Raw genomic sequence first — 14,298 nt, forward strand, 5'->3', positions numbered from 1 at the left:
TATGCCTATAGACTGATTTTTGATACAATATAATTTGTGGAGGTGCCATATGACAGTAAAAATAGAACATTTAACAGGCGGTTATGGTAAACGACCTGTAATTAAAAATATAAATTTCGAATTAACCCAAGGTGAAATTGTTGGGCTTATTGGATTAAACGGAGCAGGTAAAAGTACGACAATTAAGCACATGCTTGGCTTGCTGACACCTATGGAAGGTGAAATGACAATTTCTAATACAAATATAAAGCAAGATGTTGAAACTTATAGAAGGAAATTATCTTATATTCCAGAGGCTCCGGTTATTTATGAAGAATTAACATTGCAAGAACATATCTACATGACAGCTATGGCTTATAATATTAGCAAAGAAGCTGCAATGGAAAAGGCACAACCTTTATTAAAAACATTTCGCTTAGAAGATAAATTGAATATATTTCCAAGCCATTTTTCTAAAGGTATGAAGCAAAAAGTGATGATTATCTGTGCTTTTATTGTAGATCCAGAATTATACATTATTGATGAACCATTTCTAGGATTAGATCCTTTAGGCATTCAATCCATGTTAGATTTAATGGTTGAGAAAAAAGACGAAGGTCGTACGGTATTAATGAGTACACATATTTTAGCGACTGCAGAAAGATACTGCGATAGATTCTTAATTATGGACGAAGGGCAAATTGTAGCATTCGGAAACTTAGATGAACTAAGAGCACAAACAGGTTTAAAAGGTAAAACGCTAGATGAAATATATATCCATGTCACACAAGGTGGCCAACAAACATGAACCAAAATGCGAAACAATTATTTAGTACAAGAAAACAAGAGATAAGCAAAGAAAAACAATACTATAATAAATTCATATTTAATGGTCATTTCTCTGTATTTCTTGTAATTATGTTTGGTGCCTTTCTAGTAGGCTATGGTGATTGGCTACAATCTATACCAAAGCATTTTAATTACGCTTTGGTTGCTAGTATCGTCGTAGCATTAACATCAATGTTTCCAATTAGAACGTTGCTTAAAGATGCAGATAGACTTTTTCTATTACCATTTGAAAAACACATGTCGGAATATATGAAACATAGTTTAATATATAGTTACTTTTCTCGAATAGGGATACAAGTAGTAATACTAATTGTGTTATTCCCATTGTTTTTTGTGATTAATAATCAAACTTTTGGTTTTTATATTTTGTTTGCTGTATTAGCACTCATTTTTCCATTATTAGGGCTATTACTAAAATGGCAATGGTATAAATACCGATTAGAACGTTGGTCTCTTTATGTATTACTCTTTATTATTTTCACATCTGGATATTACTTAGCATTAGAGCCGAAACAACTATCAAGTATTACTTCTGTTTTTATCCTAATCGGCATAACAATGTTGATTCGTTATCAAAATAAGACACATTTATATCCTTGGGAAAAAATGATTAAATCAGAACATCAACATCATATGAATTATTATAAATTCGTTAATATGTTTACGGATGTAAAACATCTTAAAGAAACAGCGGTAAGAAGAAGTTATCTAGATCCATTGCTAATTACGCCTAAGCGTAAAAGGTTTAATTCAAATTATATGTATCTTTATTTATTTATAAGAAGTTTTGTGCGCGGTAAAGATGCTTTTAATATCATTTTAAGATTAGTAATTCTTGCGCTTGTTTTAATGTTTTGGTTAGAACAACCCATTATCATGTTAATTATTGGTAGCTTGTTTATGTACATTATCTTATTACAAATGGCACAATTTTATACACAACAAGCTTATGGTTTGTGGCCACAAGTATGGCCGGTTACTGAATCAAAAGTAATAAAAGGATATGAACAATTCTTATATAGATTAATGTTAATTGTAGGAGCGTTATTTATTATCGTTTATGCTTTTGTATTTCCACTCTATAGTTACTTTGGTTTGTTATTCTTCCTTGTAGGTTGGCTAACAATAATAAATGTCATTAAAAAACTTAAATATCAAGAAACATTGTTAAGAGATTAAAAAAAGTCGTTTCTCGGTGCGATAGATAGTTTATCCATCGCATAAGAAACGACTTTTTATTTTAAAAATTGTAATTTTCAATATTAATTATCATCAATCGGGAATAAATGTCTTTCGAAATAACTCGAATGTTGACGACTTGAGCCGAAGAACTGGCTTAATGCCAACTTATCAAAGTTGTCTTTGAATAAAGATGAAGCTCTAAAATCTTCATAAGCATTTCTACTTTCGAAGCCAAAGTAAATCTTATATGTTAAACCTTGTTCCGGTTTTAAGAAACGATAACTTCTATAACCAGCAAATTGATTGAAATCAGTAGAAAAGCCTTCCAATTTTTTCTCTAATTGATATGCATGATCTTCTGAAGTCGGAATAAATATTACTGAATAAAAGTTATTCTCATCTAAATCACCCTCAGCCTTTAGAACTTCATAAACTAAAGGTTGTTTTAAAACGGATTGATTATCTGTTTCTTCTATGATTACTGAAGAGTCAGAAGCTGAAAATTGTAATAAGTTATGACTAGGGTTATTTAGTCTGATTTGATTCAGATAACCAAACGTACCATAAGATGCATAAATTTTCATAAGATTTCCCCCTTGCTTTGTTTAAGAAAGTGCATATAACTATTATACTGTACTATAGATATATCTATTTTATCAAATAAATATAACAATAGTCTTTGATAACATTATAATAGATTTCTAAAAGAAAACAATAGTCAAATGATTAAGATAACAAAAGTAGACTGTTTGTCTTTTTTATGACATTTTAACACAATGAAATACGGCGTATATAACAGTATGGTATTATAAATAAGAATGATTATAATGTAGGAGGATTCAAGGTGCATAATAAAAATAATACAATCCTAGATATGATAAATGGTGAGGCGGTAAACCACACACCAGTATGGTTTATGCGTCAAGCTGGTAGATCACAGCCTGAATATAGAAAGTTGAAAGAAAAGTATTCTTTATTTGAAATTACACATCAACCAGAGCTATGTGCTTATGTGACACATTTACCAGTTGATAATTATAATACAGATGCAGCGGTGCTGTATAAAGATATTATGACACCACTTCAGCCGATTGGTGTAGATGTGGAGATAAAATCTGGTATCGGTCCAGTAATTCACAATCCTATAAAAAATATACACGACGTTGAAAAGTTAGGGAAGATTGATCCTAAGCGAGATGTGCCTTATGTTTTAGATACAATAAAAATATTGACTGAAGAAAAATTAAATGTGCCATTAATTGGTTTTACAGGAGCACCATTTACATTAGCAAGTTATATGATTGAAGGTGGACCTTCAAAGAATTATAATTTTACTAAGGCGATGATGTATAGTGACGAAGAAACTTGGTTTGCACTTATGGATCATTTAGTAGATATGTCCATCACGTATACATCTGCTCAAGTTGAAGCTGGAGCAGAGATAATTCAAGTGTTTGATTCTTGGGCTGGGGCGTTAAATGTAAAAGATTATCGTTATTATATTAAACCAGCGATGGAGAAACTTATTAATGGTATAAAAGCGAAGCATGATGTACCTGTAATATTATTTGGTGTAGGTGCGAGTCATTTAGCACATGAGTGGAATTCATTACCAATCGATGTATTAGGTTTAGATTGGAGACTTTCTATCAAAGAAGCTGGAAATCTGCATATCACTAGAACCTTACAGGGCAATTTAGACCCATCATTGTTATTAGCACCATGGGACGTTATTGAAGAAAGATTAAAACCAATATTAGATCAAGGAATGGAACATGGACAGCACATTTTCAATCTTGGACATGGCGTCTTTCCTGAAGTTAAACCTGAGACACTTAAACGTATAACGACATTCGTTCATGATTATACGAAGAGATAGTAGACATAAACACACGTCACCAAGAGTAACAATTTATTATGTCATATACATCTAAAATTTATTATACAAAAGGATGATTTAAAAATGACAAAAACAATAGGCTTATTAGTTATGGCATATGGCACGCCATATCAAGAAAGTGATATTGAGGCTTACTACACAGATATTAGACATGGCAAAAAACCTACAGAAGCAGAATTACAAGATTTAAAAGATAGATACAAACATATCGGTGGGTTATCACCATTAGCTAATACAACAAATCGTCAAGCTGAAACACTTTGTGATGCACTAAACGAAGCATACAGTGATGTTGAATTTAAATTATACATTGGTTTGAAACACATACACCCGTTTATAGAAGATGCGGTTAAATCAATGCATGAAGAAGGTATAGAAGAAGCTGTTACAGTAGTGTTGGCTCCACATTATTCTAGTTTCTCAGTAGGTTCATATAATACAAGGGCTCAAAAAGAAGCGGATAAATATGGCATTACATTTAAACATGTAGAGCACTATTATCAACAACCTAAATTCATTCAATATTGGACAGAAAAAGTGAATGAATCATTAGCGGAAATTCCACAAGAAGAACATGATGAAACTGTATTAGTTGTATCAGCGCATAGTTTACCGAAAGGACTTATTGAGCAGAATAATGATCCTTATCCAAATGAATTACATCATACAGCACAATTATTAGAAGAACATTCTAATATTATCCATGTAGCTGAAGGATGGCAATCTGAAGGTAACACTGGTACACCGTGGTTAGGACCAGATGTTCAAGACTTAACTAGAGCATTATATAATGAACATGGCTATAAAAATTTCATTTACACTCCTGTTGGTTTTGTATGTGAACATTTAGAAGTGTTATATGACAATGATTATGAATGTAAAGTAGTCTGCGACGAATTAGGCGTTAACTATTTCCGTCCGTCAATGCCTAATACGGACCCTTTGTTTATTGGAGCAATCGTTGATGAAATCAAAAATGTTTATTAAAGGAAGCGTGAACTGTTTTGACTAAAAGTATTGCGATTATTGGTGCTGGTATTACAGGTTTATCAAGTGCATATTTTATAAAACAACAACGACCTGATATTGATGTCACTATATATGAAGCGTCTAATAGAACTGGTGGTAAAATTCAAACATATAGAACTGAAGGATACACTATCGAACTTGGGCCAGAATCTTATTTAGGACGCAAACAGATTATGACAGATATTGCTAAAGAGGTTGGTTTAGAAAATGACCTTATTACAAACCAAACAGGGCAGTCTTATATATATGCTAAAAATAAATTATTCCCCATCCCAGGTGGGTCAATTTTAGGTGTACCAACTGATGTTAAGCCCTTTTTAAAAACAAAACTAATTTCTCCTACAGGTAAATTAATAGCTGGGTTAGATTTATTTAAGAAATCGATAGAAATAGAACATGATATTTCAGTCGGATCATTTTTCCGCCAGCGCTTAGGAGATGAAGTGTTAGAAAACTTAATAGAGCCTCTAATGGGTGGCATTTACGGTACGAATATAGATGACTTGAGTTTGATGAGTACTTTTCCAGAATTCAAGCAAAGAGAAGAACAATTTGGTAGTTTAATTAAAGGTATGCGATATGAAAAAGTACAGCGACAGAAACAACGTCAACTATATCCAGGAGCGCCAAAAGGCCAATTCAAGCAATTCAGACATGGCCTGAGTTCATTTATAGAGGCTTTAACTAAATATGTATTAGATCTTGGTGTCCAAATAGAGTTTAATACGCCTATTCAAGATATTATCGTTGCTCAAAAATCTTATGAAATCGTTACGGCAGAATCGAAAATAGAATATGATGGTGTCTTGGTTACTACGCCACATCAAACATTTATGCAATGGTTTGGCAATGATCCTTCCTTTGACTATTTCAATACTATGGATTCTACGACTGTTGCAACAGTCGTATTAGCTTTTGATGAGCAAAATATTGAAAACACATATGACGGTACAGGATTTGTCATTGCGCGTACAAGTAAGACGAGTATCACTGCTTGTACATGGACAAGTAAAAAATGGCCATTTACAACACCAGAAGGTAAAGTACTTATTCGTGCATACGTAGGTAAACCTAATGACACGGTCGTGAACGATCACACAGACGACGAAATAGTAAATATTGTTAAAAAAGATTTGAGTCAAATGATGACATTTAAAGGTGCGCCAGATTTCAGCATCGTGAATAGATTACCTAAAAGCATGCCACAATATCATGTAGGTCATATAGATCGTATTAAAGAAGTACAAGCTCATATTAGAACAAGTTATCCAAGGCTACGTATTACTGGCGCCTCATTTGAAGCAGTAGGATTACCTGACTGTATTCAACAAGGCAAAAATGCTGTAGAAGAATTAATAGCAGAACTATAATAAAACTTTGAAGAGTCGTTTTTCGATATAATAAGTTGTTATATCGAAATAACGGCTTATTTTTATATTTTTAATTGTTGGATAATTTAATATTTATAACAATTGTGAGATACTTAATATATAGCGTAGTAGAAGCGGATACGGTAGCAAAATAACAATGATTTATGAGCTATTGTACAGGAGGAATATTTATGACAGATATTATAATTGTACATTCCAAAATTGGAGATGCTACAAACCATTGGTATCAATGGTTAGCTAATAACCTTATTTTAGAAGGTTATAATGTAACATTATTTGATTTACCAGTAGAAGAAAATGATAATCTTGAGCAGTGGGTGGAAAGAATGAAAGACCAAATCACTGTTAAAAAATATGAAACATATTTTATAACACATGGTTTTGGTACTTTAGCATCATTAAAGTACATAGAAGAAACGAATATAAATCATATAGAAGGTCTGTTTAGTGTTGCAGGTTTCATGGATGACGCGGAAGAAATAGATGCATATATTGATCCTGAAACAAAAGCAATCGACTATGAGATTGTTAAAAATAAAGTAGATCAATTCTATGGTTTGTGTTCTAAAAATGATAAATATGTATCTTACTTAGAAACTAAAAGATTAATGGATACATTAAATGGTGTGTGTAAAGTAACAGAGAATGGTGGCCATTTTATGGAAGATGACGGCTTTACCACATTCACAATTTTACACGGAAAAATGCAAGGTATCATGAGTAAGTAATTTAGTATTTAACATTAAAGAACATTATTTAATTAGTTATTGTTCTTTAATGTACAATATTTATTGTAATGACATCACAACAAATGTAGTATTTAAGCGTGAAAACAATAGAATTTTGTATAAATAAGGAACTAAAGATAAAATATTATTATTATATTCCTTTTTTACACAAAATAGTTTTTAAAAGTTATTGACTAAAGCGTTAGGAATTTATATACTAAGTAAGTATTGATTGATAGGGGATGTACAAACATCAATTATCGCATTAAAGTTTTAATTCCTGATTAAGCCAATGTAAATTACTTTTAAAAAGTTGTTGACATTAAGTAAAGATTCATGGTATATTAATTGGGTAGGCGTCATTAATAATATTACCGCGGGATGGAGCAGCGGTAGCTCGTCGGGCTCATAACCCGAAGGTCGGTGGTTCAAATCCGCCTCCCGCAATTTTTATTTTAGGTCTCGTAGTGTAGCGGTTAACACGCCTGCCTGTCACGCAGGAGATCGCGGGTTCGATTCCCGTCGAGACCGCCATTATCATTATGGTTCAGTAGCTCAGTTGGTAGAGCAATGGATTGAAGCTCCATGTGTCGGCAGTTCGACTCTGTCCTGAACCATTTTTTAATATTGCTTTGGCGGTTGTGGTGAAGTGGTTAACACATCGGATTGTGGTTCCGACACGCGTGGGTTCGATCCCCATCATCCGCCCCATAATGATTAATTAAGCGGGTGTAGTTTAATGGGAAAACCTCAGCCTTCCAAGCTGATGTTGTGGGTTCGATTCCCATCACCCGCTCCATTTAAATTATTCCACAGTAGCTCAGTGGTAGAGCTATCGGCTGTTAACCGATCGGTCGTAGGTTCGAGTCCTACCTGTGGAGCCATATGGCCCCGTGGTCAAGCGGTTAAGACACCGCCCTTTCACGGCGGTAACACGGGTTCGAGTCCCGTCGGGGTCATACAAACAGAAGTGAAATATCGCTTCTGTTTTTTTATATTATATTGGAGAGTTGTCCGAGTTGGCCGAAGGAGCACGCCTGGAAAGTGTGTAGACGTCACAAGCGTCTCGAGGGTTCGAATCCCTCACTCTCCGCTATTTACATAAGTTGAACTTTTTTGAAACACCGTAAACCTGATATAATAGGGTTTCGGTGTTTTTACTTTCAATAGACTACTATAAAAATTGTAATCCCCATAATTAATATTAAAAAATATGTTGTCAAACTATAACTTTCATTAAATTAAATAAGGATTTACTTTTATCAGAAATTATTATATTATTGTTGTGGACACCCTAGGGTGTTGTCAGATAGAGTGGGTCTAACGTACACCTTAGGGTGTGGGTTCAGACAAACTCTCAGACGTAACCATCTCTTCGGAGATGGTTATTTTTTTGTTACATTCAAGTCTTTTACAATCTGAAATATGTGAAATAGTAATACAAAATGAGGTTATACAAGAAGAGTGTAAACAAACAAATTGTGATTCTTAACCTTAGAAATTATACTGAATTAGAATAATCATGATTATGGGGGTTCATTTTTGGAAAATAGAATAGATTATTATGAAATTGCTGGAGAAGAAATGGCATTAATAATGGATTTGGAAAAACAATTAAAGAAAACATCTATTAATAGAAAGTTAAGAGAGTTGATTAAGATACGTGTCTCTCAAATAAATGGTTGTGCTTTTTGTATTGGTATGCATACTGCAGATGCTAGAAAAATGAAAGTATCAGAAGAAGAAATCTATTTATTAAATGCATGGCATGAAACAAATATATATTCTGATAAAGAGAAACTGGCTTTTGAACTTACAGAAGCAGTAACGAATATTACTGTAAATGGTGTTTCAGAGGAACTATTTAACGAAGTTCGTAAACTGTATACAGAAGAGGAGTACACAGACTTAATATTAATCATTAATCAAATCAATATGTGGAATAGATTGTCTATTTCTATGGGGAACAAACACATCATATAAGTCATAACTTTATAGAAATCATAAATAAAGGAGGATCAATAACTTCATATTGATCCTCCTTTATTATTTAGTGAATTTTAATCGTCTTGTTCATTATTTAGTACATCACCACTTTTAGCATCGATTGTGATTTCGTGCTTAGTGCTGTCATCTTTTAGGTCTAAATCGTAAACGAGTTTGCCATCATCTTCAGATAGGGACCATTCTTTGATGTCGCCATCAAATTCTTCTTGTCCTTTTTTAATAGCTTCTTTATAGTCGATGGCATCATTATATTTAAATGTTTCATTTTCATTTTCTGAATCTTCATTTTCAGTTTCCTTATTTAAAACCTCTTTGTTTTTATCAGAAATGATAACTTCTGATTCTTCACCATTTTTTTGTTGCTCTATTTTATAAGCCCATTCACCATTACTCTTTTCATAAGTAATGCCTTTTAAGTCTTGTCCACTATACTCATCTTGTGCTTTTTTAATAGCATCTTTGGGGCTTGTTTTGATTTTATCTAAAGCAATGACTTGTTTATCTGTATCTTTATTACTAGAATCCTCAGATTTAGTATCGCTCTCTGAATCTCCATTACCACATGCTGTAAGCAAAATACCTGACAGTGCTACCGCAGTCACCAATTTTAACTTCATTTTTAACACTCCTTGTAAATGATTCAATCATTAATCTATACCCAGTAATAATACTTTCAAACTATAATTTTAAAAAATAATTTTTTGAGAATTTTAGTGTGATAAAATTTATATTTTTTAGTATTAATAATTAAAAATGATAAATTAAATAAGTTTTCATTTACAATATTCCGATTTTGAAAGGACATGTTTGTCTTGTTTTTTATAATATGATCAATTAGCATTGCCAATGTAAACTGAGATGTTAATCACAAACAATGATATCACTCAAGCAGTTAATAAGACTGTTAAAGCAATTCCAGTAATAGAATTTTATGAATCTATTCACTTATATGGTTCATTATCTTACCGCCTTAAAGAAATTTAAAATCTACAAGATACACGGAGAAGAGGGGTATTATTAAAATTAAAGTCTCCTTTTAAATCATGAATGTTTATATGGATTTTTAAATTGCTAATACTTGCTATTTTATACCCATTCATCATTAATATTGGTGTTTTATTTTTGTTCCATTTAACTGAAAATGTAATTTGCTCATAATTCGTGAATATCCATTCAATTTTTTCTTTGTTTAGTTTTAAATCTTCTTGCTTCAATGCTAAGTAATGTCTATTTTCATAATTAAAGTTTTCCAATTATATCTTTAACCACCTTTTAATATTTTATCTGCAGTCATCACAGCTAATAGGTTATTTTGACGTATAGCTTCCAATTTTAAATTAAATATAGGTGTTACATATGTATCTGCGGTTCTAGGAACTTCATTTATAGTTTTTGATAAATATTTAATCCATTCTTTTTTCTCTTTGTAACTCATTTTACTAATTGAAAAATGCTTATTCTGTCCATGTCTCAATAGCCTTGTTGTATACTTCGCTGCAAGTTTGTCACGGAGTACTCGTTTTTTGTATACTTTACTGCAATATATTGCGTTATAGATATTGCTTATAGTAGAAAAATATTGTTTCGGTGTGCTTTTTTTAGTAGACAGATGATTTTTAGACGAGAAATCATTCACAACAATGTAGTATTCATAATCAGTTTTAATAGAATAATTTTTTGAATTCATAAGGAATTCTATAGTGAAAAGTTGATCCTCTGCAGTTTTAGCATTTGTTTTAAAACGAATTTTATTTTTATGTATAATATTACTTTTAAACATTTTTAAAACTGATAATGCATAAAACAAACTGTTTTCTATAATATCCGCTTTTGGCACATTACCATTCTCAAACACTGCTTTCGGAACACCTCTACCTTTTCCTTCCACACCATACTTACCAATAATTAAATCACTATTATTTTCTTTCCCATATATGTAAAGATCCTCTAACGCTCTTTCATGCAAGTAATCATCAGAATCTAAGAAGAAAATGTACTCTGAATTACTCATGCTTATGCCTTTGTTTCTTGGAGCACTTGCGCTTCCTGTATTTTTATTTAATCTTTTAAATTTTATTAAATGCTTATAATTAACCCAATATGATTTAATAGTTTCAACAGTTTCAATATCATTTGAATGATCATCTATAATTATTAATTCAAAATCTTTATGACTCATAGTTTGATTTAGAATTGAATCGATAGTACGAGAAATCATATTCCCGTTATTATATGTAGGCATGATCACACTAACCTTTTTCATAAGAAATCACTCCTTTAAACTAAAATAGCAAAGTTAAATAGGAGATGGAATAAGGTTCAGAAAAGTGTAAAAAATATAACTGCAAATGTAAAAAAATAGATGTATGAAAATTCAAAAGCGATTTGAAATAAAACAAACTTTAAAAAATAGAATGTGTGACTAAAAATTTAACTTATAAAACCTTTGCGTAGTCATAACATTAAAGTGAAGATTTGGACCATGTTAAATAATAATAAAAGCGTTATAATATAATATGAGATGGAGGAATGTAGGCGTGGAATTTTGGTTGAAAAAACAAGCAGAACTAAATGGTGAAAAGGTGTTTATAGATGACGGCACAAAGCAAATTTCATTTAATAAGACCTATCAATATGCTTCGAGATTAGCATATCAATTAAAACAGTTATATAAGCCAAGAATTGGATTATATATCGATAATTCGATAGCATCTGTCATTTTAATTAATGCAGCGTGGCTAGCTGGTATTGAAATTGCTATGTTAAATACAAGACTGACTAAGAAGGAAATGCTTGCACAAATGGTATCAATTGAAGTTGATACTGTGATAGCACGAGAGCCAATACAATTAAAAGGTATTCATATAGTTAATTTTGAAAACTTATGGACTCATTTGGATGATAATCAATATGAAACATCATTTTCAATAGAACGTATTGCATCGATTATGTTTACATCAGGGACAACGGGACCTCAAAAAGCTGTGCCACAGACATTTAGCAATCATTATGCAAGTGCAAGTGGTTGTAAGGAAAGCCTTGGGTTTGATCAGAATACGAAATGGCTATCCGTATTGCCTATCTATCATATTTCAGGATTAAGTGTAGTGTTAAGAGCATTAATTGAAGGCTTTACAGTTCGTATAGCATCTAAATTTAATTCTGCAGCTATGTTAAAGATTATAAAAGAAGAATTACCTACACATGTGTCACTCGTGCCCCAAACATTAAAATGGTTAATGGATGAAGGATTTGATCAACCTTATCAAGTTCAAAAGATATTACTTGGCGGCGCGAAACTCTCTAGTGCTCTGATTGATCAAGCACTTCAAAATAGACTGCCAATATATAATTCTTTCGGTATGACAGAAACGTGTTCACAGTTTTTAACTGCTTCACCAGAGATGTTAACACATCGTTATGATACAGTAGGTAAACCGAGTGCAAATGTTGATGTGAAAATTAAAGCCCCAAATTCACAAGGTCATGGTGAATTGTTAATCAAAGGTGATAATGTTATGCAAGGTTACCTATATCCTGAAAATAAGCAAGACATCTTTGAAGCAGGCTATTTTAATACTGGTGATATTGCAGAAATAGATGACGAAGGTTATGTCATGGTTTATGATCGCAGAAAAGATTTAATAATCAGTGGTGGAGAAAATATCTACCCTTATCAAATTGAGTCGGTTGCTAAGAATTATTTGGGCATAGAAGATGCAATGTGTGTCGGCGTAGAAGATGATACCTGGGGGGAAGTCCCATATTTATATTACGTTGCGAATATAACAATATCTGATGCGCAATTATTAGAGCATTTCAAACAAAATTTAGCAAAATATAAAATACCTAAGCAATTTGTACGCGTTGAATCATTACCTTATACATCAACAGGAAAGTTACAGAGAAACCGTTTGAAACTTTAAATTCGAGGTGGATATGAAATTACAAGCAGTGAAATTATACGAATATAATGCTAGTTTTAAACATGCTATTGTGACGCCGAAAATTAAATTGAGTTGTCGGAAGGTATTAATTATTGAATTAATTACTAATACGGGGCAACATTATTTTGGAGAATGTAATGCTTTTGAGACGGATTGGTACTCACCAGAAACGATAGAAGTTGTGCGCCACCAAACTGAGAAATGGATTAAACAATATCAGAATGAAACGTTTAATCATTTTGGAGAGGCACAAGCAACATTAGATAATTTGATGGCATTTCCAGCTACAAGAAGCATGCTGGTAATGGCTTTTTATCAAATGTTTTATGAAATGCATTCATTTAATGTTCCATATGGCGCAACAGTCAGTGGTTTGACTGAAGGGAATTTAAAGCAACTTGTAGATACCCAACCACAACGTGTTAAAATAAAATGGTCACAGCATATACTACAAAATATTGAAATGTTAAAACAATTAGACTTTCAACCGAATATCGCAATAGATGCGAATGAATCTATTCAAGAAAATGAGTCACACAAGTTAAAACAACTTGCTAATAAATCAATACTCTATATCGAAGAACCTTTTAAATCATTAGATAAATTAGAGGCTTTTACTAAATCTGAACTGCCACCAATCGCAATAGATGAAAAAGCATTATCTCAAGATGAAATTATGAAAATCATTGCTAATAATCCTATTAATGTAGTTGTGTTGAAACCTTTTAGATTAGGTGGAGTAGATAAAGTATTAGAAATCATTAACGTTTTAAAAGCAAAAGATATCAAAATCGTTATCGGTGGTATGTATGAATATGGATTAAGTAGATATTTCACCGCATTGTTAGCTCAATTTGCTGACTATCCAAGTGATATCACACCAAAAGGTTATTATTTTAAAAATGATATAGTAAATAATGCAGGCATATTAAAAGGAGATTCAATATATTTTGAACCTCCTGAAGTTAATACAGCACAATTAAAGCGCGTTTATTAATCTTTTTTCTTTTCTTTTTTCTTTAATGGTACTGGGTCAAAGCCACCCTTATGAAGTGGATGACATTTCGAAATTCTTTTAACACCTAACCAGGTACCCTTAAATGCACCATAGACTTGTATCGCTTCTCTCGTATATTCAGAGCAAGTAGGATAGAAACGACATGTAGCAGGTGTCATTGGCGAAATGAAACGTTGGTAAATACGTATAAGTCCTAGGAACAATGTTTTCATTATAATTTTGCCTCCAACAAATAACTTAGCATAGACAGTTTAACATAATTAAAGGG

At 32.1% G+C, this 14,298-nt stretch carries 15 protein-coding genes and 8 tRNA genes; 18 read left to right on the top strand and 5 right to left on the bottom strand.

What is annotated here, in order from left to right; all coding sequences use genetic code 11:
* Positions 1-49: 49 nt before the first annotated feature.
* Together ecsA and ecsB are read left to right on the top strand one after the other, a co-directional pair.
* The gene (gene ecsA, locus PYW44_RS05235; protein ID WP_021339014.1) at positions 50-787 is read left to right on the top strand and encodes an ABC transporter ATP-binding protein EcsA; all 738 of its coding nucleotides are present in this window, start codon (positions 50-52) and stop codon (positions 785-787) included.
* Positions 784-2,007 (top strand): ABC transporter permease EcsB, encoded by a 1,224-nt coding sequence (ecsB, locus tag PYW44_RS05240; RefSeq protein WP_021339015.1) that lies wholly within the window; start codon positions 784-786, stop codon positions 2,005-2,007. The genes ecsA and ecsB overlap by 4 nt, the downstream gene beginning before the upstream one ends.
* Before the next feature lie 83 nt (positions 2,008-2,090).
* Here ecsB and PYW44_RS05245 read toward each other — a convergent pair whose 3' ends face one another.
* A complete protein-coding gene (locus PYW44_RS05245; protein WP_021339016.1) occupies positions 2,091-2,594 on the bottom strand; it encodes a signal transduction protein TRAP in 504 nt (167 codons plus the stop codon).
* Between the two features lie 260 nt (positions 2,595-2,854).
* Between PYW44_RS05245 and hemE the strand changes: the two genes are divergently transcribed.
* From hemE to PYW44_RS05310, 13 genes are all read left to right on the top strand, one after another.
* The gene (hemE, locus tag PYW44_RS05250) at positions 2,855-3,889 is read left to right on the top strand and encodes a uroporphyrinogen decarboxylase (protein WP_021339017.1); all 1,035 of its coding nucleotides are present in this window, start codon (positions 2,855-2,857) and stop codon (positions 3,887-3,889) included.
* Between the two features lie 84 nt (positions 3,890-3,973).
* Entirely contained in the window at positions 3,974-4,897 is a 924-nt protein-coding gene (hemH, locus tag PYW44_RS05255; protein ID WP_064782817.1) for a ferrochelatase, read from the top strand.
* 17 nt (positions 4,898-4,914) lie between these two features.
* Positions 4,915-6,309, top strand: a complete 1,395-nt coding sequence (hemY, locus tag PYW44_RS05260) for a protoporphyrinogen oxidase (RefSeq protein WP_021339019.1) — start codon at positions 4,915-4,917, stop codon at positions 6,307-6,309.
* Positions 6,310-6,500: 191 nt separating this feature from the next.
* The gene (locus PYW44_RS05265; RefSeq protein ID WP_021339020.1) at positions 6,501-7,058 is read left to right on the top strand and encodes an RBBP9/YdeN family alpha/beta hydrolase; all 558 of its coding nucleotides are present in this window, start codon (positions 6,501-6,503) and stop codon (positions 7,056-7,058) included.
* 375 nt (positions 7,059-7,433) lie between these two features.
* Positions 7,434-7,505 (top strand) — tRNA-Met (locus PYW44_RS05270).
* A gap of 11 nt (positions 7,506-7,516) precedes the next feature.
* A tRNA-Asp gene (locus tag PYW44_RS05275) sits at positions 7,517-7,592 on the top strand.
* A gap of 10 nt (positions 7,593-7,602) precedes the next feature.
* Positions 7,603-7,675 (top strand) — tRNA-Phe (locus PYW44_RS05280).
* 18 nt (positions 7,676-7,693) lie between these two features.
* Positions 7,694-7,769, top strand: a tRNA-His gene (locus tag PYW44_RS05285).
* A 14-nt stretch (positions 7,770-7,783) separates the two neighbouring features.
* Positions 7,784-7,857, top strand: a tRNA-Gly gene (locus PYW44_RS05290).
* A gap of 10 nt (positions 7,858-7,867) precedes the next feature.
* Positions 7,868-7,942, top strand: a tRNA-Asn gene (locus PYW44_RS05295).
* A 3-nt stretch (positions 7,943-7,945) separates the two neighbouring features.
* A tRNA-Glu gene (locus PYW44_RS05300) sits at positions 7,946-8,017 on the top strand.
* A 45-nt stretch (positions 8,018-8,062) separates the two neighbouring features.
* A tRNA-Ser gene (locus PYW44_RS05305) sits at positions 8,063-8,151 on the top strand.
* Between the two features lie 449 nt (positions 8,152-8,600).
* On the top strand, positions 8,601-9,041 hold the full coding sequence (locus PYW44_RS05310; RefSeq protein WP_002507262.1) for a carboxymuconolactone decarboxylase family protein: 441 nt from the start codon (positions 8,601-8,603) through the stop codon (positions 9,039-9,041).
* A 77-nt stretch (positions 9,042-9,118) separates the two neighbouring features.
* Here PYW44_RS05310 and PYW44_RS05315 read toward each other — a convergent pair whose 3' ends face one another.
* Positions 9,119-9,682 (bottom strand): PepSY domain-containing protein, encoded by a 564-nt coding sequence (locus PYW44_RS05315; protein WP_002507263.1) that lies wholly within the window; start codon positions 9,680-9,682, stop codon positions 9,119-9,121.
* 241 nt (positions 9,683-9,923) lie between these two features.
* Between PYW44_RS05315 and PYW44_RS05320 the strand changes: the two genes are divergently transcribed.
* A complete protein-coding gene (locus tag PYW44_RS05320) occupies positions 9,924-10,049 on the top strand; it encodes a hypothetical protein (RefSeq protein ID WP_002507264.1) in 126 nt (41 codons plus the stop codon).
* Here PYW44_RS05320 and PYW44_RS05325 read toward each other — a convergent pair.
* Positions 10,046-10,318, bottom strand: coding sequence for a hypothetical protein (locus PYW44_RS05325; RefSeq protein ID WP_002507265.1), 273 nt, complete (start codon positions 10,316-10,318; stop codon positions 10,046-10,048). The two genes, PYW44_RS05320 and PYW44_RS05325, sit on opposite strands and share 4 nt — an antisense overlap.
* A gap of 8 nt (positions 10,319-10,326) precedes the next feature.
* Positions 10,327-11,328, bottom strand: a complete 1,002-nt coding sequence (locus PYW44_RS05330; protein ID WP_021339021.1) for a glycosyltransferase family 2 protein — start codon at positions 11,326-11,328, stop codon at positions 10,327-10,329.
* Positions 11,329-11,602: 274 nt separating this feature from the next.
* Here PYW44_RS05330 and menE point away from each other — a divergent pair, with 274 nt between their 5' ends.
* Both menE and menC read left to right on the top strand, forming a co-directional pair.
* Complete coding sequence (gene menE, locus PYW44_RS05335; RefSeq protein ID WP_021339022.1) at positions 11,603-12,991, top strand: o-succinylbenzoate--CoA ligase; 1,389 nt, start codon at positions 11,603-11,605, stop codon at positions 12,989-12,991.
* Positions 12,992-13,004: 13 nt separating this feature from the next.
* Complete coding sequence (gene menC / locus PYW44_RS05340) at positions 13,005-14,009, top strand: o-succinylbenzoate synthase (RefSeq protein WP_115075977.1); 1,005 nt, start codon at positions 13,005-13,007, stop codon at positions 14,007-14,009.
* Here menC and yidD read toward each other — a convergent pair.
* Positions 14,006-14,242 carry a membrane protein insertion efficiency factor YidD gene (yidD, locus tag PYW44_RS05345; protein WP_002507269.1) on the bottom strand — a complete coding sequence of 79 codons (237 nt, stop codon included), beginning with the start codon at positions 14,240-14,242 and terminating at the stop codon, positions 14,006-14,008. The genes menC and yidD overlap by 4 nt on opposite strands.
* Positions 14,243-14,298: the final 56 nt, after the last annotated feature.

The organism is Staphylococcus equorum, assembly GCF_029024965.1.
In the GTDB taxonomy this organism is placed as follows: domain Bacteria; phylum Bacillota; class Bacilli; order Staphylococcales; family Staphylococcaceae; genus Staphylococcus; species Staphylococcus equorum.

Excerpts from the sequence above, each read along its gene's own strand:
- PYW44_RS05315 (WP_002507263.1), bottom strand. The coding sequence starts at position 9,682 with ATGAAGTTAAAATTGGTGACTGCGGTAGCACTGTCAGGTATTTTGCTT.
- ecsB (WP_021339015.1), top strand. The coding sequence starts at position 784 with ATGAACCAAAATGCGAAACAATTATTTAGTACAAGAAAACAAGAGATA.
- hemH (WP_064782817.1), top strand. The coding sequence starts at position 3,974 with ATGACAAAAACAATAGGCTTATTAGTTATGGCATATGGCACGCCATAT.
- PYW44_RS05320 (WP_002507264.1), top strand. The coding sequence starts at position 9,924 with ATGTTAATCACAAACAATGATATCACTCAAGCAGTTAATAAGACTGTT.
- ecsA (WP_021339014.1), top strand. The coding sequence starts at position 50 with ATGACAGTAAAAATAGAACATTTAACAGGCGGTTATGGTAAACGACCT.
- PYW44_RS05245 (WP_021339016.1), bottom strand. The coding sequence starts at position 2,594 with ATGAAAATTTATGCATCTTATGGTACGTTTGGTTATCTGAATCAAATC.
- yidD (WP_002507269.1), bottom strand. The coding sequence starts at position 14,242 with ATGAAAACATTGTTCCTAGGACTTATACGTATTTACCAACGTTTCATT.
- PYW44_RS05265 (WP_021339020.1), top strand. The coding sequence starts at position 6,501 with ATGACAGATATTATAATTGTACATTCCAAAATTGGAGATGCTACAAAC.
- PYW44_RS05330 (WP_021339021.1), bottom strand. The coding sequence starts at position 11,328 with ATGAAAAAGGTTAGTGTGATCATGCCTACATATAATAACGGGAATATG.
- menC (WP_115075977.1), top strand. The coding sequence starts at position 13,005 with ATGAAATTACAAGCAGTGAAATTATACGAATATAATGCTAGTTTTAAA.